The sequence below is a fragment of the Pseudoalteromonas sp. Z1A8 genome (genome assembly GCF_011378855.1).
Taxonomy (GTDB): domain Bacteria; phylum Pseudomonadota; class Gammaproteobacteria; order Enterobacterales; family Alteromonadaceae; genus Pseudoalteromonas.
The window spans coordinates 57,590-76,125 of sequence record NZ_WTLB01000011.1 but is presented as its reverse complement, the minus strand read 5'-3'; the positions used below and the strand labels follow the sequence as shown (position 1 = coordinate 76,125).

The 18,536-nt window shown below is 39.6% G+C and carries 16 protein-coding genes; 8 read left to right on the top strand and 8 right to left on the bottom strand.

Going from position 1 to position 18,536, the window contains the following annotated elements; translation table 11 throughout:
* Window positions 1-32: 32 nt before the first annotated feature.
* Both metL and metB read right to left on the bottom strand, forming a co-directional pair.
* Window positions 33-2,378, bottom strand: coding sequence for a bifunctional aspartate kinase/homoserine dehydrogenase II (metL, locus tag GQR55_RS06435; protein WP_166419924.1), 2,346 nt, complete (start codon window positions 2,376-2,378; stop codon window positions 33-35).
* Window positions 2,379-2,594: 216 nt separating this feature from the next.
* Window positions 2,595-3,842, bottom strand: a complete 1,248-nt coding sequence (metB, locus tag GQR55_RS06430) for a cystathionine gamma-synthase (RefSeq protein WP_166419923.1) — start codon at window positions 3,840-3,842, stop codon at window positions 2,595-2,597.
* 289 nt (window positions 3,843-4,131) lie between these two features.
* On the opposite strand from metB, the gene metJ reads away from it, so the two are divergent.
* Window positions 4,132-4,452 (top strand): met regulon transcriptional regulator MetJ, encoded by a 321-nt coding sequence (gene metJ / locus GQR55_RS06425; RefSeq protein ID WP_007586263.1) that lies wholly within the window; start codon window positions 4,132-4,134, stop codon window positions 4,450-4,452.
* A 292-nt stretch (window positions 4,453-4,744) separates the two neighbouring features.
* Here metJ and GQR55_RS06420 read toward each other — a convergent pair whose 3' ends face one another.
* Window positions 4,745-5,986: a malic enzyme-like NAD(P)-binding protein gene (locus GQR55_RS06420; RefSeq protein ID WP_166419922.1), complete on the bottom strand. Its 1,242-nt coding sequence runs from the start codon at window positions 5,984-5,986 to the stop codon at window positions 4,745-4,747.
* 531 nt (window positions 5,987-6,517) lie between these two features.
* On the bottom strand, window positions 6,518-6,733 hold the full coding sequence (gene rpmE / locus GQR55_RS06415) for a 50S ribosomal protein L31 (protein ID WP_076925367.1): 216 nt from the start codon (window positions 6,731-6,733) through the stop codon (window positions 6,518-6,520).
* 230 nt (window positions 6,734-6,963) lie between these two features.
* Here rpmE and priA point away from each other — a divergent pair, with 230 nt between their 5' ends.
* From priA to GQR55_RS06390, 5 genes are all read left to right on the top strand, one after another.
* Window positions 6,964-9,150, top strand: coding sequence for a primosomal protein N' (priA, locus tag GQR55_RS06410; RefSeq protein WP_166419921.1), 2,187 nt, complete (start codon window positions 6,964-6,966; stop codon window positions 9,148-9,150).
* A 20-nt stretch (window positions 9,151-9,170) separates the two neighbouring features.
* Window positions 9,171-9,698 (top strand): SPOR domain-containing protein, encoded by a 528-nt coding sequence (locus GQR55_RS06405; RefSeq protein ID WP_007582031.1) that lies wholly within the window; start codon window positions 9,171-9,173, stop codon window positions 9,696-9,698.
* Between the two features lie 79 nt (window positions 9,699-9,777).
* Window positions 9,778-10,296, top strand: coding sequence for an ATP-dependent protease subunit HslV (hslV, locus tag GQR55_RS06400; protein ID WP_002958366.1), 519 nt, complete (start codon window positions 9,778-9,780; stop codon window positions 10,294-10,296).
* Window positions 10,297-10,307: 11 nt separating this feature from the next.
* On the top strand, window positions 10,308-11,636 hold the full coding sequence (gene hslU, locus GQR55_RS06395) for an HslU--HslV peptidase ATPase subunit (RefSeq protein WP_166419920.1): 1,329 nt from the start codon (window positions 10,308-10,310) through the stop codon (window positions 11,634-11,636).
* Window positions 11,637-11,693: 57 nt separating this feature from the next.
* Window positions 11,694-12,068: a gamma-butyrobetaine hydroxylase-like domain-containing protein gene (locus GQR55_RS06390; RefSeq protein WP_166419919.1), complete on the top strand. Its 375-nt coding sequence runs from the start codon at window positions 11,694-11,696 to the stop codon at window positions 12,066-12,068.
* 60 nt (window positions 12,069-12,128) lie between these two features.
* On the opposite strand, the gene GQR55_RS06385 is transcribed toward GQR55_RS06390, so the two are convergent.
* Both GQR55_RS06385 and GQR55_RS06380 read right to left on the bottom strand, forming a co-directional pair.
* On the bottom strand, window positions 12,129-13,160 hold the full coding sequence (locus GQR55_RS06385) for an MJ1255/VC2487 family glycosyltransferase (RefSeq protein WP_166419918.1): 1,032 nt from the start codon (window positions 13,158-13,160) through the stop codon (window positions 12,129-12,131).
* Window positions 13,157-13,696 carry a phosphatase PAP2 family protein gene (locus tag GQR55_RS06380; RefSeq protein ID WP_166419917.1) on the bottom strand — a complete coding sequence of 180 codons (540 nt, stop codon included), beginning with the start codon at window positions 13,694-13,696 and terminating at the stop codon, window positions 13,157-13,159. The genes GQR55_RS06385 and GQR55_RS06380 overlap by 4 nt, the downstream gene beginning before the upstream one ends.
* Before the next feature lie 201 nt (window positions 13,697-13,897).
* Here GQR55_RS06380 and rraA point away from each other — a divergent pair, with 201 nt between their 5' ends.
* Together rraA and GQR55_RS06370 are read left to right on the top strand one after the other, a co-directional pair.
* Window positions 13,898-14,395, top strand: a complete 498-nt coding sequence (gene rraA, locus GQR55_RS06375; RefSeq protein ID WP_008169908.1) for a ribonuclease E activity regulator RraA — start codon at window positions 13,898-13,900, stop codon at window positions 14,393-14,395.
* A 1-nt stretch (window position 14,396) separates the two neighbouring features.
* The gene (locus tag GQR55_RS06370) at window positions 14,397-15,446 is read left to right on the top strand and encodes a formimidoylglutamase (RefSeq protein WP_166419916.1); all 1,050 of its coding nucleotides are present in this window, start codon (window positions 14,397-14,399) and stop codon (window positions 15,444-15,446) included.
* On the opposite strand, the gene GQR55_RS06365 is transcribed toward GQR55_RS06370, so the two are convergent.
* Window positions 15,443-17,107, bottom strand: coding sequence for a GGDEF domain-containing phosphodiesterase (locus GQR55_RS06365; RefSeq protein WP_166419944.1), 1,665 nt, complete (start codon window positions 17,105-17,107; stop codon window positions 15,443-15,445). The two genes, GQR55_RS06370 and GQR55_RS06365, sit on opposite strands and share 4 nt — an antisense overlap.
* Before the next feature lie 120 nt (window positions 17,108-17,227).
* Window positions 17,228-18,475: an imidazolonepropionase gene (gene hutI, locus GQR55_RS06360; RefSeq protein WP_166419915.1), complete on the bottom strand. Its 1,248-nt coding sequence runs from the start codon at window positions 18,473-18,475 to the stop codon at window positions 17,228-17,230.
* Between the last annotated feature and the right edge of the window lie 61 nt (window positions 18,476-18,536).

Sequence of the window (18,536 nt, the reverse complement as noted above, 5' to 3'; positions counted from 1 at the left end):
AGCGGCCGTTTTATTTCGTGTAAATATAAAATCTATTTTAAGTTTTGAACAAGCCAATATAAATCTGAATGAATACCTGCTGCGGTTACTTCCCTGCCTGCCCCAGGTCCTTGAATCACTAATGCGTTGTCATTGTACCACTTACTATTAATTACAAAAATATTATCGCCCGGTGTTAAATTCACTAACGCATTACCATTTGGCACATACGCGATTCCCACTTTAGCAATTACTTTATCGTTTGTAATTTCTAATAACCCGGTGTACCTAAGTACTGAATTTTTAGCTTTTGCTGCGGCTGCATGCTCTTCTATGAACGCATCTAGCTGTGCTTTTTTATTTAAAAAGTCATCCCAATTTCCCAGCGTAAGTTCATCTGGCATCAATGCCGACAAGCTAATATCATCAAGTTCAAGCTCTACACCTAGCTCTCGAGCTAAAATAAGTAGCTTACGCTGCATATCACGCCCAGATAAATCTTCGCGAGGGTCTGGCTCTGTGAATCCCATTTCCTGTGCTTCTAGTACCAACTCAGAAAATGCGGTAGAACCATCATATTTACTACATAACCACGAAAGCGTACCTGAAAATACGCCTTCTATACGTGTTATTTTATCGCCACTATTTTGCAAATCTGCCAAGGCAAAGTTAATAGGCAAACCAGCGCCGACACTTGTATTATATCGCCAATGTAAGTTGCGCTCTGCCAAATTATTTCTAAGGGTTTGATACCAAAGTGTAGGCGCTGTGCCCGCATATTTATTTGCACTAATTAAATGACAACCGCTTTGGACAAAACCAGTATAAAGCTGGCTAAATTGCTCGCTAGCAGTAATATCAATGACTACTTTATGCTCGTAATCAAGCTCGTTAATTGCATTTAATAAATCATTACTTTGGTATTTTATTGCCTCAAGCTGCCATTGTTTTTTCCATGTTTGAGGGTTAACTCCACTTAGATTAAACAGCATCTCTTGAGATCGAACCAAAGCAACTAATTTAATACTAAAGTCACCACTTAGCCGCTCAAATTGATCCGCCAGTTGGTGTATAAATACTTCACCTACATTACCTAACCCTGCAACTATAATCGCAATTTCTTGGCCTTTGTTAACTAGCTTATCGTGCAACGTGCTTTGCACATCGCTATCAATAAATTGGTCAGTTAGTAATAAAACATAACCATTATCTTGATGCACAAAACGCGGTTTTATAGTTTGCTCAGCTAATACTTCTAAAGCTTGCAGTTTAAGTGTGCTGATGTTTTGCTCTGGGGCAACAACTGCACAGCCGTTTAAATTCGACTCACTAATATTAGCTCTACCAGCAAAGTAATTAATAACTTGATATGTTTGTGCAGCCGGTACGACTAAAAACACTTCGCCATTATGGTTAAAGTGATGAAGGCTATGTTGAATAAGCTGGCTAACACTTGCAACCTCACCTTCACTCAAGCCTTCTACTGTTAATAAATCAACATTTTGTAGCGTCGTTATAAAGCGTTTTTTCTTAGCCAGGCCTTCTTTAACAATATGAGTTGGACTTGCTTGAACGTCAAAACTACTGCGTACAGCTAGCTTTATATTAGTGTTTTTTAAAGGCGATAGCGTTTTAGCATGTAAAACAGGATTACCTAAACGAGCCAGTAAATTAGCTTGTCCACGGCAAATTTTGCCGTATTTAATCGCTTTTTGCACTTTACGTGGATCAGTACTAAACACTCCTTGCGTATCAGTCCAAATACATACTTGCTTAGCATTACAATAATTTGCAAGCAGTGTTGCACTGTAATCACTACCATTACGTCCAAGCGTTACTGTCTCGCCTTTAATATCAGCGGCAATAAACCCAGTAACAACATTTATTTTATTAGGTAAAATTAACTGCCCACATTGCTGCACATTTTTTGCATGCATTAATTCGCCATCACTTAAGGTAAAAAGAGTGCGAGCATCTTGAGCACATGCCTCAATATTTAGCTGCTGCAAATAAGTGGCTAGTAAACGTGCTGACCACAGTTCGCCATGTGCAAGTAACGCAGCCTCTTTTAGCTGCTCAGCCTGAGCAAGTTCTGCAATATAGCTAAGCTCGATACTTAGTGTTTTAAGTGCAATTCGCTTTAAATCGGCTTCTAATAGCTGCTCTATTAAATCACTTTGATGGTTATTTAACTGCAATAAAATATCGGCTACTGCTTGAGTATCTTCTTTTTGATAGCTTTGCCAAAGTAATACTAGCGTATCGGTTGTCTTACCCGCAGCCGATACCACGACACAGTCACCCGGTTGAGTATGCGTAATTATTATTTTTGCTACACTTTGATAGCGATCGCTCGAGCTTAAACTCGAACCACCAAATTTATGTATACAATTAACCATATTTATACCAATTCGCTTAATTAAGTGGTCTATTTTGAGGTAAGAAAACCGTGCCGATAACAAGGCAAAAATTTCGTTATTTAGTTGTTATCACTAATTGCTCCTGCATTGCTCTACCTCCTGCATCCATGCAGTCGTATATCAGAAATTTTTAACGACGTTAGCGTGCGGTTTAATCCCTCAAATTGATTAGGTATTATTGTGGATTGGTATTACTTACCAAAGCGCCGGACGGGCTGCACTTAATTTAACGTTACCACCAGAAGTACCTGCACCTTTGCCAACACGGCCAACATTTTTATTTTGCCCTGGTTTTACAAGTTCAAACACGCGCTCAAAATCAGCGACTAAATCGTGTATATCTTCAATACCTACCGAAATACGAATAAGCGTATCGCCAACACCCGCCTCTAAACGTGCTGTTGCATCCATGCCTGCGTGCGTCATGGTTGCAGGATGACAAATTAAACTCTCTACGCCACCTAATGACTCAGCTAAACTAAACGTTTTAAGGCTAGTTAAAAATGCCGCAGCGTCGTTTATATCGCCTTTAATATCAAAACTCACCATGCCACCAAAACCAAGCTGCTGTGCTTTAGCTAGTTCATGTTGAGGATGTGACTTAAGACCTGGGTAATAAACTTGGCTTACAAATTCAGAGCTTTCAAGGTATTTAGCTATTGCCAGTGCATTTTCTTGATGCTGCCTTAGGCGCACATTTAAAGTACGTAAACCACGTAGCGTTAAATAGCTATCAAAAGGTGCGCCCGTAATACCAATGTTATTAGCCCACCAAGCAAGCTCATCGCCTAACTCTTGTGTTGCGGCAATAACAGCGCCACCCACAACATCTGAGTGTCCGTTAATGTATTTAGTCGTTGAATGCACCACAATATCGACACCAAACTTAATAGGATTTTGTAAGACCGGTGACAAAAACGTGTTATCTGCAGCCACCAATGCACCGCATTTTTTTGCAACATCGGTAACCGCTTTAATGTCTGTTAAACGAAGTACTGGGTTACTTGGCGTTTCTATCCATATGAGTTTAGGTTTAATTGCTAAAATTTGTTGCAGGCTTTCTGGTTTTGTTAAATCTAGTATTTCGAGCTTTAGTAAGCCGCGTTTTTGCAGCGATGTAAATAAACGATAACTACCACCATAACAATCATGTGGAATTACTAGCGTATCGTCACTGTTAAGTAACTGAGTAGCTAAATGTACGGCAGCCATGCCTGTGGCAGTAATTATGCCGCGAGCACCACCTTCAAGCTTAGCAAGCGTTTCAGCTAAAATATCCCGATTAGGATTGCCGCTACGACCATAGTCATACTCGCGTTTAGTATCAAAGTCGGCAAACGAATACGTAGTCGATAAATAGATTGGCGGTACTACCGCTCCATGATGTTTATCAGCATCAACGCCGTTACGCACAGCAATGGTTGCTTTATTTTCTTCGCTCATATTCGTTACCTGATTAATTTGGATGTTTAGACGTCTAAAAGAGTAAGTTATCCATTTTGATAAGTCAAAGTATTTTAAAGCTCTAGATGGCTAAAAATAAAGATAGCCATAACTAACGGCACAATTAAGTTTGTTAAAGTGCGCCTATATTTACATTCACAATAGGCTTATTAAGGTAGATCTGTATCTATTATTTGACTATCTTTTTTAAATCGATAGAATTTCACGCATATTTACACGCTTTTTATGCCGTGTGAGAAATTAATAATCTGAGGCAACGATACATCTTATGGCTAAATGGAATGGTGAATATATTCACCCATACGCAGAACACGGGAAAAAATCAGAGCAAGTTAAAAAGATCACCGTTTCGATCCCGCTAAATGTATTAAAGGTATTAACTGACGAACGTACACGTCGTCAAATCAACAACCTTCGCCATGCTACAAATAGTGAATTGCTATGCGAAGCGTTTTTGCATGCTTTTACAGGCCAACCTTTACCAAATGATGACGACCTACGTAAAGATAACGCAGAAAAAGTACCTGAAGAAGTTAAAAAAATAATGCAAGAAATGGGTCTAGAAGTACCCGTTTTAAACGAAGAATAAATATTACAAAGACAAAAAAACCTCAGTAATTACTGAGGTTTTTTTATATCTAAATTTTATTGCATAGCTCTACTGTATAGATTTATACCAATTCGCTTAATGAAGTGATCTATTTTGAGGGAAGAAAATCGTGTCGATAACAAGGCAAAAATTTCGTTATTTAGTTGTTCTCGGCAATTGCTCCTGCATTGCTCTACCTCCTGCATCCATGCAGTCGTATATCAGAAATTTTTAACGTAGTTAACGTCAGATTTAACTCCTCAAATTGATTAAGTATTATTGCGGATTGGTATTACTGCATATAGTTTTCAGGTAGCTCAATTTGTGCAACACCTGACTCAATAGCAGCAAGTGCAACAGCTCTTGCTATACGCGGCAGTAAACGTGGATCCATTGGTTTTGGAATAATATACTGCGCACCAAATTCTAGTTTATCTACACCAGCGGCTTTTAAAACTTCTGCAGGTACTGGCTCTTTGGCAATACTTCGAATAGCATCTACTGCAGCAATTTTCATTTCATCGTTAATAGCACTTGCACGTACATCAAGTGCACCACGGAAAATAAACGGGAAACATAAAACATTATTAACTTGGTTAGGGTAATCAGAGCGCCCTGTTGCCATAATTAAATCGTTGCGTGCGCCGTGCGCAAGTGCAGGATCAATCTCAGGATCTGGATTTGAACACGCAAACACAACCGGTTTTGCTGCCATTAGTTTTAAATCTTCAGCCGCTAATAAGTTAGGGCCAGAAACGCCTACAAATACATCCGCATCTGCAATTACATCTTGCAGCGTACGTTTATCGGTATTGTTAGCAAACAGTTGTTTGTATTCGTTTAAGTCATCGCGACGAGTATGAATAACACCTTTACGGTCCAGCATGTAAATGTGCTCACGCAGTGCACCACACTTAATTAACAGCTCCATACACGCAACTGCTGCAGCGCCAGCCCCTAAACATACAATAATTGCATCTTCAATTGATTTACCTTGTACCTCTAACGCGTTGAGCATACCAGCAGCCGTTACAATTGCAGTACCGTGTTGATCATCATGAAAAACCGGAATACTACAACGTTCAATCAATGCCTTTTCAATTTCGAAACACTCTGGGGCTTTAATATCTTCAAGGTTGATACCGCCGAAGGTGTCGGCAATGTTGGCAACCGTATTAATAAAGTCTTCTGTTGTTTTGTGCTTAACTTCAATATCAATAGAATCAAGCCCTGCAAAACGTTTAAACAATAACGCTTTACCTTCCATCACAGGTTTAGACGCTAAAGGACCTAAATTACCAAGTCCTAAAATTGCAGTACCGTTAGTGATAACCGCAACCATATTACCTTTACCGGTATATTTATATGCATTTGCAGGATCTGCAGCAATTTCACGTACAGGTTCGGCAACACCTGGGCTATACGCAAGTGCGAGATCATGAACCGTTTCAGCGGGCTTTGTTAGCTCAATGCTAATTTTACCAGGTACGGGATGTGAGTGATAATGTAGTGCTTGTTCACGAAAGTCAGACATAACGCGATGGTATCCTGCAATTTAAGTTAAAGTGAGAGGTGGAGTCTTGGGGTACGATACCCTTATTATTTTTAAATTCCAAGCAATATCAGGTCTATCCTGTTATATGCTATATCCTTTGATTTTAAGAGATTTTTTAGTAACTTTGCAGGATTATATCAACATTTCATAAATAAAAATTCACCTAAAAAGTAAGTTTTGAGGTGCTTTTATACTTATTAAAATATTAATAAAATGTATGTATAAAGTATCAGCATAAACTTAAAATAACAGCCTACTACTCTACTTTAAAAACAGATAAGCCCACGTTAGCTACTTTTATCAACCTAGTTAAAAATTATACTATTTAAAATATAGAGAATATCTATCGATTTGTCTGTAAAGGTTTATGCATACTCAGAATAAAAATAGGAAATAGTTATGCAAAAGGGGGTATAGCTAAAATCAACGAAACGAAATAAAATAATAAATAACAAATTTTAGGCACAAAAAAAGCACCCTAAAGTGCTTTTTTTAACTAAACAGCAATAATTATTTCTTGCTGGCAAGTGCACCGAAGCGTTTGTTGAAACGATCAACACGTCCGCCAGTGTCTAAAACTTTTTGCTTACCAGTGTAAAACGGGTGACACGCAGAACATACGTCTAAGTGAATGTCTTTACAAAGAGTTGAGCTAGTTTCGAATTGGTTTCCGCATGAACATGTTGCAGAAATTACTTCGTACTTAGGGTGAATACCTTCTTTCATAGGAACCTCTAGTTAAGGCCGCATCGCTCTCCAAACCCGGAGTTTGGCACCATACGTCGTTAAAACAAATTTGTTGGTGGCGGATTTTATCCAACAACCTCCCCCTACACAAGTATTTATTTATGTTTTTGCCAAAAAAGTGAACAATCTGGCTCTCAAGTACTATTGCTAGTAGGTTTTTAACGGTATTTTTAGTACATTACAGCATTAATTTTACGGGTTGAGTTGTTATGAGTTTTGTTGAAGTTGCTATTAAAGTCCCGCTTCCACGCACCTTTGATTATAAAATAGAAGAACAGCTCAGTGGCTTATCAACTCATTTACTACCTGGCATGCGGGTTTTGGTACCTTTTGGTAATCAAAAAAAAGTAGCTGTTGTTCTCGGTATTAAGAGCAGTACCGACGTCCCAGAAAATAAAATAAAAAGCATCATAGAAGTCATCGACGACACCCCCATTTTAAGTGCCCAGCACTTAGAGCTCCTTAGCTTTACTGCCCGCTATTATTGTTATCCCTTAGGCGAAACTATTCATATAGCGCTACCTGCTGTACTTCGCCAAGGTGAATCGCCTGATAAAACCAGTATTAATATGGTTGCTCTGACAGAAAAAGGTGCAAAAGTACCGTCATTAAAAGCTAAAACACAGCTCAACCTATTAAAGCAGTTATCGCAATCAGGTAAGTCATCATTAACTGAGTTAAAAGCATTGGGCTTTAGTAAAAAAACAATAGATAGCCTAATAGATAAAGAACTCATAACACAAACTATTGAGCACGATAATCAATGGCAAAGTGTTGCGCCAACCGTCGGTAGTAAACCAGTGCTTAATAAAGAACAAGCGGTTGCCTGCACAGCTATCAATCAAAGTACTGGCTTTAGCAGCTTTTTATTAGAAGGCGTAACGGGCAGTGGTAAAACCGAAGTGTATTTACAGTGCCTAGAAGAAGTACTCAAACGTGGCGAGCAAGCCCTCGTACTCGTGCCCGAAATAGGCTTAACCCCACAAACAGTGAATCGTTTTCGCCGCCGCTTTCCTGATACACCTATTATGCTTTGGCACTCTGCACTTACCGACAACGAACGTTTACAAACATGGCGCTTTTGCGAAAAAGGCAGTTGCGCGATAGTTATTGGCACACGTTCGAGTATTTTCCTGCCATTCTTAAAACTCGGAATGATTGTTGTTGATGAAGAACACGATTCGTCATTTAAACAACAAGATACTCTTCGCTATCATGCCCGTGATTTAGCCGCTTACAGAGCTTTTCAGCATAAAATTCCGCTTATATTAGGCAGCGCCACACCCGCGCTTGAAACACTTCACAAAGCAATTAATAACAAATATCAGCTATTAAGTTTAACCGAGCGTGCACAAACAGCGACCGACAATCAATTTAAGTTACTCGATATGAAAGGTCAGCCCGACCAAGCAGGTATTGCGCACGCAAGCCTTGCTACTATGCGCCAGCATTTAAATCGCGGTAAACAGGTTATGGTATTTTTAAATCGTCGAGGTTTCTCACCCACCCTTATTTGCCATGAGTGCGGTTGGTTGAGCGAGTGTAAACGCTGTAGTACCAGCGCTACATTTCATAAAGCGATTGGGCAAATGATCTGTCATCACTGTGGCGATCAATACCCTGTCCCTCACCAATGCCCTGATTGCGGAAGTACACAAATATTTCCTAACGGTAAAGGCACAGAGCAAATTGAAGAGTTTTTATCAAGTGAATTCCCTGATACACCCGTTACTCGCATAGACCGCGATTCAACCCGTCGTAAAGGTAGCCTTGAAAAAGCACTTGATGAAATAAACCTAGGTGGCGCACGTATTTTAGTGGGTACACAAATGCTTGCAAAAGGTCATCATTTTGCAGATGTAAGCCTTGTTATAATTTTAGACGTTGATAGCGGCTTATACTCGTGCGATTTCAGAGCGACAGAGCACTTAGCGCAATTAGTTACCCAAGTAGCGGGTCGTGCTGGGCGTTCAGGAGAGCCTGGCCAAGTGTTATTACAAACGCACTTTCCAGAACACCCTCTTTTACAAGACTTAGTTAATAATGGTTACCAAGATTTTGCCCGTTTTGCCCTTAGTGAGCGCGATGATGCAGACTTGCCGCCTATTACAAATATGGCCATTGTCCGTGCACAAGGACATAGTATTAAGCTAGTCGTCGATTTTTTGACGGATTTGGTTCCTGTGAATGGGGTATCTGGTATACAATTGCTTGGTCCGATCCCTGCTCCACTTGAAAGAGTCGCAGGTATGTATCGTTTTCAATTGCATATTCAAGCGCAAGATCGTCGCATATTACATCAGTACCTTGCGCAAATGGTTGATTATTTAAGTACCAGTAAACTTGCACAAAAAGTACGCTGGAGCTTAGACGTAGACCCTATAGACATGATTTAGGTTAAGGCCAAAATAACACCATGGCACAGCACGATTATATTAATAAAAAGCCTGCAGGCAGAAACAGTAAAAAAAACGCACCCGCTAAAAAACCATTTCCTATTCTTTTAGCCGTTATAGCCATCTTACTCGTAGGTGGTTTTGCCTACACACTATGGTTTATAAAAAGTAATGCCGATCCAAAACTTGTCGAAAAACAAGCTAACCCAACAGCACCCGCAAAAGTAGAAGTTGTTATTCCACGTACACCGGAATTTATTAAAGAAATCAGAAACCACGAAATTCAAGTTGAAGTAAAAGAACTTGAGCAAAAAGGTCCTTATGTTATGCAGTGCGGTTCGTTCAGAACTCATGCACAAGCTGAATCGTTAAAAGCTAAAATCGCATTTGCAGGGCTAATTTCTGAAATAAAACAGGCTGAAGGCAGCAATGGTACTTGGTATAAAGTACGTTTAGGCCCTTATAAAACCAAACGCCAAGCCGAAAGCGATAAAAACAAACTTAAACGTGTAAAAATAGTCGGCTGCGGAATTTGGGGCTGGACTTGAAAATAAACCATTCACCCATATAACCTCATCATAATCGTTTTTTACGAGTTGCCTCTGCAGCTCGATGATGAGGAATAACATGACTACTATCGTAAGTGTTCGCCGCGGCGACAAAGTTGTAATTGGCGGCGATGGCCAAGTTTCGCTTGGTAACACCGTAATGAAGGGCAACGCCCGTAAAGTTCGACGTCTTTATAATGGCAAAGTAATCGCTGGTTTTGCCGGCGGTACTGCTGATGCCTTCACTCTTTTCGAACGTTTTGAAAGCAAATTAGAAATGCACCAAGGTAACCTAACTAAAGCCGCAGTAGAAATGGCTAAAGATTGGCGAAGTGACCGTGCACTTCGAAAACTCGAAGCGTTACTCGCTGTTGCAGACGAAACCGCTTCTTTAATTATTACCGGTAATGGTGATGTAGTTCAGCCAGAAAACGACCTAATTGCAATTGGCAGTGGTGGCAACTTTGCGCAATCAGCTGCAACCGCCCTTTTAGAAAATACAGATTTAAGCGCTCGTGAAATAGTAGAGAAAAGCTTAACTATTGCAGGCAACATCTGCGTATTTACTAATAACTTCCAAACAATCGAAGAATTATAATAGGAACCGTTATGTCTGATATGACTCCAAGAGAAATTGTTCACGAACTAGATCAGCATATTATTGGTCAAGCTAAGGCTAAAAAAGCAGTCGCTATTGCGCTTCGTAATCGCTGGCGCCGCATGCAATTAAATGAAGATTTGCGTAGCGAAGTAACACCAAAAAATATTTTAATGATTGGTCCAACCGGTGTAGGTAAAACAGAAATTGCCCGCCGTTTAGCAAAACTTGCTAACGCACCATTCATTAAAGTAGAAGCGACTAAATTTACTGAAGTTGGTTATGTTGGTAAAGAAGTAGATACGATCATACGTGACCTCGTTGATGTTTCTATTAAAATGACACGTGAGCAACAAACTAAAAAGTTTAAACATCGCGCCGAGGAAGCAGCAGAAGAGCGTATTTTAGATGCACTTTTACCACCTGTTAAAGATCAATATGGCGAAAGCCAACGCGACGATACTTCATCTACTCGCCAAACATTCCGTAAAAAATTACGTGAAGGTCAATTAGACGATAAAGAAATCGAAATAGACTTAGCACAAGCTCAACCAAACGTAGAAATTATGGCCCCTCCTGGTATGGAAGATATGACCAACCAGTTACAAAGCATGTTTCAAAACATGGGCGGCGATAAACGTACTAAACGTAAGTTAAAAATTAAAGAAGCCTTCAGACTATTAACGGAAGAAGAAGCCGCTAAATTAGTAAACCCTGAAGAGCTAAAAGAACAGGCTATTTTTGCAGTAGAACAAAACGGTATTGTGTTTATTGATGAAATAGACAAAATTTGTAAACGCGGTGACAGCTCAGGTCCAGATGTGAGCCGCGAAGGCGTTCAACGCGATTTACTACCGCTAATTGAAGGCTCAACGGTAAATACTAAACATGGCATGGTTAAAACTGACCACATGTTATTTATTGCCTCAGGTGCGTTCCAAATGTCTAAACCATCAGACATGATACCTGAGCTACAAGGTCGCTTACCGATTCGAGTAGAACTTGAAGCACTGACTGCAGATGACTTTAAACGCATCCTTACAGAGCCGCATGCATCGCTTACTGAGCAACAACGAGAGCTCCTTAAAACTGAGCAAGTAACTATTGAGTTTAGTGATGATGCTATTGAGCGTATTGCTAAAGCTGCGTGGCAAGTAAACGAGAAGACCGAAAACATTGGTGCCCGCCGCTTGCACACAGTGATGGAAAGATTGATGGAAGAAATTTCATACGATGCTTCTGAAAAAGCAGGTTCGTCACTTGTCATTGACGCCGCTTATGTTGAAAAGCATCTAGGTGCACTTGTTGAAGATGAAGACTTAAGTCGCTTCATTCTTTAATTGATACCCTTTATACTAAAAGCCTCCGTACGGGGGCTTTTTTATGGGACATATTAAATGAAACACGTTACAAAAGTGCATTATCACAGCGTGAGTAAAAACTTAGACGTTTTTTTTGACGACGACAGCCAAGCCACTTTTAGTTGTGAATTTTTACGCGTTCACTCCCCTTCTGCCGAAGTGCAAGGTCATGGCTCTGGCCCTATGAAACTGGTTTTAAATAAGCAGTCAGTTAGTATTAAAAACATAGTACCTGTTGGGCACTATGCACTGCGTTTAGATTTTGATGATGCGCATAACAGCGGGTTATTTAGTTGGCAGTATTTTACAAAACTCCAAGAGCAGCAAAATAGATTGTGGGATGAGTATTTAGCGCGTGTGGCTGAGCACGAACAAAGTAAAAACAGCGTACCAATAAAGTTTATTCCTTAAACTTATTGGTAATTTTCAGCGAGCCTACTAAGCTGAAAAATCATTAATAATGCCAGACCTTTAATTTTTCACGCTTTTCCATAAGCCTTTGTGTAACGACTCTGTATTATTCCATTGTTTTTTAACCAACCAATTAATTAATGGTGCAGGATCGCTTGGGTAATTTATTTGCTTATTTTGCGGAGCACTATTCCAGTCATCAAGAGCTTGCGGGTTTAAATAGTTCATAACATGCGCCATACCCATGGCAAACAATGTTTGTGCATTTGCTGCTTGCTCAAACTGTCCATACAAGGGCTTTAATAGTAACTTTTTACCTAATTTAAGCGCTTCACTGGCAAGCTCAAATCCTGCATTACCAATAACACCACTGGTATTTGCTAAGTCATTTAAAAAGTCAGAACGTGAGGGGGTTCGCAAATGTATATGCCCAAAAGATTGATTACTGGCATGTGGGTGATAACAATAAAACTCTTTTTCGGGAAAGTCTTTTAAATAATCAACAACGCTATCTAAGTTTTCAAAAGGTAAATACACCAATACCTTATTCATTACTGCAACAGGGTTTTCATGATTATGATGAGCAATAAAAGGCGGTATTATGTTATTTGCAAATGGTTGCCAGTGTACACCTAAGTAAGTAGATGCTGGTGCGTAATGTTTAATGAGCGATTTTCTGAATATACCACGACCAAACATAGGTACATTATCTGACAAAAATGCAGCTTGATGACTAATGCCAATAACGGGTACGTCTGCTCTTTTTGCAGCCCATGCAGTAATGGGCTCAAAGTCATTAAGTACAAAGTCGTACTGTTTTACATCAAGCGATTTTATATCACTCACCAGCTTACAAACTCGTACATTTTTAAGTGTTTTTAAATTTTTGACTTGCCCACTTTCAGTACTAAACGATAAACCACGAAACGCTTTATAATCTGAAAATTCATGCATATCAAAGTAATCTTTATTTGCACGCCCTGAAAAAACATAATCAACCTCAATACCGAGTTTAGTAAAGCAACTTGCCATAACGCGAGCGCGCGTTATATGTCCATTACCAGTGCCTTGTACTCCGTACAGTATTTTCATGCAGGCACCACGAGCGCTAACGCAAATAGGCCACAACAACTACCAATAGTTGCACCTAAAATAATATCTGCAGGAAAGTGCACGCCTAATACCACACGAGAAATAGCCACACCGGCTGCCCAACTAAGTAGTAGCCATGCATATTCTGGAAAAAAATGGCTTAATATAATAGCGACTAAAAAGGCAGCTGCACTGTGACCTGATGGCAAACTAAACTTATCACTGGGAACTATATAGGCGTTTGTTACCAAACAGTCGCATGGACGAATTCGAGCAAATCTATTTTTGGCCAGTAAGTAAATAGGTCTCTCTATAACAAAACCAATTAATATCGTTGCTGGCAATAATTGATGTTGCTCATTATTACTAAGCCACCATACAGCTAAGCAGATCAATACATACAATCCACCATCACCACTTTTAGATAATCCAAACGCCATTGTTTTAAACCATCTAGGTGAATTGCAATTAAACAAAGTTAAAAATAATTGCTCATCTATCTGAGTTACCTTTTTAAGCATATTATTATCCATCATCTACCCTTGTTGCATAATATATGAACACCGATTTAGCTTATGTGTTGTAAATAACAATTGAGTGACGCTTTTAATACACTATTATTGCGATTGATGATCTAACGCTTGTTTTGACCAAATTTACTGCGATTAAGTCGTTGTTATTGCTTATAAGGAGGGTATACTGAGTTATAAATTAATGTACCTTTTGAGGATAAAATAATGGATTACAGCACTTCTGATTTATGCGACCACTTTGCTGACGTGGTTGACGTGCTAGAACCAATGTTCATCAACTTTGGTGGTCGACACAGCTTTGGTGGCCGCATTAAAACGGTTAAATGTTTTGAAAATAATGAACTGATCCGCGAATTACTTTCTCAAGATGGTACAGGATTAGTACTTCTTATTGATGGTGGTGGCTCAACTCGTCGCGCACTAATCGATATTGAACTGGCCGAATTAGCCCTTGAAAACAACTGGAATGGTATTGTTGTTTACGGCGCAGTACGCCATGTTGATGAACTTGAAGAACTTGATTTAGGCATTCAGGCAATTGCTTCTATTCCTGTTGCAGCCGACAGCGAAGGTGCTGGCGAAGATGCTATAGGTGTTAACTTTGCAGGCGTATCATTTTTTGATGACGACTTTATTTATGCCGACAGCACAGGCATTGTTTTATCTGCAGAAGAATTAGAGTTGGAAGTTGTAGAAGTATAACGTGACCTCCCACTTAAAAGTATATGATGAAAGCGCGGTTAGAGCACTTTGTTCTACCCGCGCAAATGAGAAAAAAGCATGGCAAGCAATGGCCTTGCTCGACACTCAAGTAAACCTGCAACAAGCACTCATTGACGCTGCTCAATTTGGTATTCGCTACGTACTCCTCGGTATTTGCGAAGATATTGGTCCAAAAGCAAATTTAGGAAATGGCGGTGCAAACGAAGCATGGCCGGCTTTTTTAAAACGCTTTTTAAACCAACCTCACAATCAATTTATTGCCACTCAAAAAGTACTTTTATTGGGTGAAGTAGATACTGATGATTTAATGGCCCAAAGTAGCCAACTCGATAATCAACAAGCCCAACAGTTAACTCAACTACGAGATTTATGCCAACAACTTGATGAACGCGTAGAGTCAGTATTAAGCCTTATTTTTAAAGCGGGGCTTGAGCCAATAGTTATTGGCGGGGGTCATAATAATTGCTTGGGAATTATTCGTGCGCTAAGTAAGTCAAAAAACACGCCTATAAATGCCATTAACTTTGACCCTCATGCAGACTTTAGAGAATGTGAAGGTCGTCATAGTGGTAATGGGTTTCGCTACGCATATAACGAGCAACATCTAAGTAATTACCATGTTATTGGCTTGCATGAATTAAAAAACAATCAAGCAATTATAGATGCAATGAGTGAAGCTGACTTTAAGTTTGATAGCTATCAATCAATACACGTTAAGCGAAAAGTAACGCTTACGCAGGCAATTGAAAACGCACTGAATAATTTCAACGATTTACCACTGGGTATTGAAGTTGATTTAGACAGCATTACTTACATGCCTGTTAGTGCGTACACATGCTGTGGATTTAGTGTAAGCGATACCGAGCACTTTGTACATTTAGCTGCAAGTAACCGCCACGCTAAGTATTTACACTTGTGTGAAGCCGCTCCCAGCCAGCATCCTAATGGAGTAGAAACGGGTATTACGCATGTAGGGCAAGTAATCAGTGCGCTTGTAAATAGTTACCTACAAGCCAAAGAAAACACCTAACGCTGCTGCGCTTGTCGCCACTCTTTTAGCCAGCTCATCAAACCAATGCTACTTAGCGGGTGACCAAAATAATAACCCTGGGCTGCATAACCTTTTAAGCTTTTTACAAACTTAAGTTGCTCAAGCGTTTCTACCCCTTCAAAAATCACTTTTGTTTTTTGTTGGTTATGCATTTCGACCATTCCGCCAACTAAACTACGTATATTATTTTGATTACTAAAATCAGCCGTAAGTGAAGGTGAAACCTTAATATATTCAACCGCTAAACTAGGCAGTTTAGAGAGCAATACGGGATTATCGCCCAGTCCATCAACACACACTTTCAAGCCAATATTATTAAGCCTTGCGATCATGCCTCTGCCTTTGTCATCTAAACCAGCAAAAATATGCAAAGGACATTCAACAATTAAGTCGCCTGCTTCTAAATGGTGCTCGCTTATAACAACATCAACAAATTCAACAAACTCTTCATTTAGCATTTCAGGGCCAAATACATTAATGCTAAGCGGTATAGAAATACCTTCTACTCTAAGCGCCATTGCAAGCTCAGCGGCTCGCTCTATTACAAATTTAGCAAGCGGATAACCAAGCCCTGCAATTCTAATATCATCAATAAAACGATTAGCCGATAAAATCCCTTGTTTAGGATGTTGCCAACGCAGAAGTAATTCTAAAAACTCAATTTGACCGCTTTCATTACAGATAATAGGTTGAAAATAAAGCTCTAATTCGCTAGCAAAATCAATGTTAGCAAGCTCTTTTAAGCGTGCTTGTTGCTCTCGCAGTTCAATCATCATCTGTTGATGGTAAGGCACAACTCTACGATCTGGATGGCTATCGAGTGCTAAGTATGCGTACGATATTAAATTATCAAAGTTATTATCTTGCTCATTACAATCAACATAACTCGCCCTAGCCTTAACCTCTACAGTGCAATTAGCAACATTAAACGGCTTAAGTGTCGCGCTAAGTATTTGATCTATAACCAGCTCATGTAAGTGCTTTTGATTTGCAAAGCTACAAATAAATGCAAAGTTGAGTCCCCCTAAGTGGGCTAGCTTTTCTTGCCCTACTAAAGTCACTATTTCGTCGCTAGAAAGCAGCTCTTTTATTCTGTTAGCCGATTGCGCTAAAAGTATATCGCCAAAGTCGCGTCCAATATGCTGGTTAACTTGCTCAAATCCTTCAAGACGAATAACGACTAATGCGGCGCTTACTTGTTTGTTATTGCACCATGCGTAGTAACCTTGGCGTAACTGTTTTCTATCTGCAAAAACCGAAAGCGGAGATTCTTCAATAAATGCGTCATCTGCAGGTTCTGCCTCTATAACAACTTGTGCATCGGCGCTTTCATCATTTAAAAAGCCAACAATAGCCAATAATAATATTGCCAATACAACCCAAAATAACGGAACTTCTAATAATAAATGAGCTGAAAATAACACAACAAATAAAAGCCCAGCTGTAGAGCTAGTAATTATCATACTCCAATTATTGCGCTCAAATGCTTGCCATAAATGAAAACAAAATCCAAAGGCAAGTAAAATGGCCAGCCAAGCTGCGCCGCTACTTAAAATAGCTAAACCAACAGCTGCAGTGCATAAATAACTAAATTTAATACTGGCATTTTTAACGGCAAATAAAGTGGCAATCATTGCCATTAATAGTGCACCACTAAAAAATATTGGGAAGTTACTGTCGGTTAGTATGTTCAAATTAACGGCATCCGTATTCGCTAAAAAAGTTAAAAATAGGTTATATTTGGGTGAAAATAATACAAACTAATTAATTCTACCCAAAATCCATAAATTTAACAGTTTATTTACGCCAAATTGGTAACTTAATTGTGATGGATGACTTATTTGCCAATGTGCAATATCGGCTCTTGCACCGAGCTTTAAAACACCACGATCTTCTAGCCCAAGAGCTTTAGCTGCATTAACGGTAACACCTGCTAATGCTTGTTCAGGCGTTAATCTAAATAATGTGCACGCCATGTTCATCATCAAGTGCACTGAGCACAGCGGTGAAGTACCAGGATTAAAGTCACTCGCGATAGCTATAGGTACTTTATACTGATTAAGTAGCTCAATAGGTGGGAACTTTGTTTCTCGTAAAAAGTAAAACGCACCGGGTAATAACACTGCAACAGTACCTGCTTGTGCCATCGCTTTTACACCGTCCTCATCAAGATACTCAATGTGGTCAGCCGATAAACCATTAAACTGCGCCACCAGCTCAGCACCATGTTGATTAGATAACTGCTCAGCATGGCATTTTACTGGGAGGTTATGCTTTTTAGCCGCCTCAAAAACACGTTTGGTTTGCGAATAACTAAACCCTACATTTTCACAAAATACATCGACTGCATCAGCTAGGTTATTAGCGACAACTTGATCAAGCATGTCTGTACACACTAAATCAATATATTCATCAGCACGGTCTTTGTATTCAGCCGGCAATGCATGAGCACCTAAAAATGTCGTTTTGATATCAATAGGATGGTGTTCACCTAATAAACGAGCAACTTCTAATATTTTCACTTCGTTTTCAGTATCTAATCCATAGCCTGACTTTATTTCAACGGTGGTTACACCTTCTTTTAATAAAGTATTTAAACGGTCTTTTGCATCAACAAACAATTGTTCACGGTCGGCTGATCTAGTCGCTTTAACGGTACTGGCTATGCCACCGCCTTGTGCTGCTATTTCCTCATAACTTACACCCTGCAAGCGCTGCTCAAACTCTTGAGATCTTGAGCCTGCAAATACTAAGTGCGTATGACAATCTATTAGACCTGGTGTTAACCATTGTCCTTTTACACTTAATGTCGGCGTTGCAAACACATCAAAGCTTGGCAATGTTGATTGCTCTCCAATCCACGCAATTTTGCCATTTTTGATTGCTATAGCAGCATTTTCGATCGCACCATAAGGCGCATTTATATTGCTATCCATAGTGGCAATGTTGGCGTCGGTTAAAAGTAAATCGATTTCTTCTAACTCATAACTTTGTATATTACTTTGCATGTGCAGCCCTTTTGCGCCGTGTAGTGATTGAAATATAGTCTAACAACACACCTTGTATATA

Bases quoted from the DNA above. Each gene is read 5' to 3' on its own strand.
- metL (WP_166419924.1), bottom strand. From the start codon at position 2,378: ATGGTTAATTGTATACATAAATTTGGTGGTTCGAGTTTAAGCTCGAGC.
- metB (WP_166419923.1), bottom strand. From the start codon at position 3,842: ATGAGCGAAGAAAATAAAGCAACCATTGCTGTGCGTAACGGCGTTGAT.
- metJ (WP_007586263.1), top strand. From the start codon at position 4,132: ATGGCTAAATGGAATGGTGAATATATTCACCCATACGCAGAACACGGG.
- GQR55_RS06420 (WP_166419922.1), bottom strand. From the start codon at position 5,986: ATGTCTGACTTTCGTGAACAAGCACTACATTATCACTCACATCCCGTA.
- rpmE (WP_076925367.1), bottom strand. From the start codon at position 6,733: ATGAAAGAAGGTATTCACCCTAAGTACGAAGTAATTTCTGCAACATGT.
- priA (WP_166419921.1), top strand. From the start codon at position 6,964: ATGAGTTTTGTTGAAGTTGCTATTAAAGTCCCGCTTCCACGCACCTTT.
- GQR55_RS06405 (WP_007582031.1), top strand. From the start codon at position 9,171: ATGGCACAGCACGATTATATTAATAAAAAGCCTGCAGGCAGAAACAGT.
- hslV (WP_002958366.1), top strand. From the start codon at position 9,778: ATGACTACTATCGTAAGTGTTCGCCGCGGCGACAAAGTTGTAATTGGC.
- hslU (WP_166419920.1), top strand. From the start codon at position 10,308: ATGTCTGATATGACTCCAAGAGAAATTGTTCACGAACTAGATCAGCAT.
- GQR55_RS06390 (WP_166419919.1), top strand. From the start codon at position 11,694: ATGAAACACGTTACAAAAGTGCATTATCACAGCGTGAGTAAAAACTTA.
- GQR55_RS06385 (WP_166419918.1), bottom strand. From the start codon at position 13,160: ATGAAAATACTGTACGGAGTACAAGGCACTGGTAATGGACATATAACG.
- GQR55_RS06380 (WP_166419917.1), bottom strand. From the start codon at position 13,696: ATGATGGATAATAATATGCTTAAAAAGGTAACTCAGATAGATGAGCAA.
- rraA (WP_008169908.1), top strand. From the start codon at position 13,898: ATGGATTACAGCACTTCTGATTTATGCGACCACTTTGCTGACGTGGTT.
- GQR55_RS06365 (WP_166419944.1), bottom strand. From the start codon at position 17,107: ATGGCAATGATTGCCACTTTATTTGCCGTTAAAAATGCCAGTATTAAA.
- hutI (WP_166419915.1), bottom strand. From the start codon at position 18,475: ATGCAAAGTAATATACAAAGTTATGAGTTAGAAGAAATCGATTTACTT.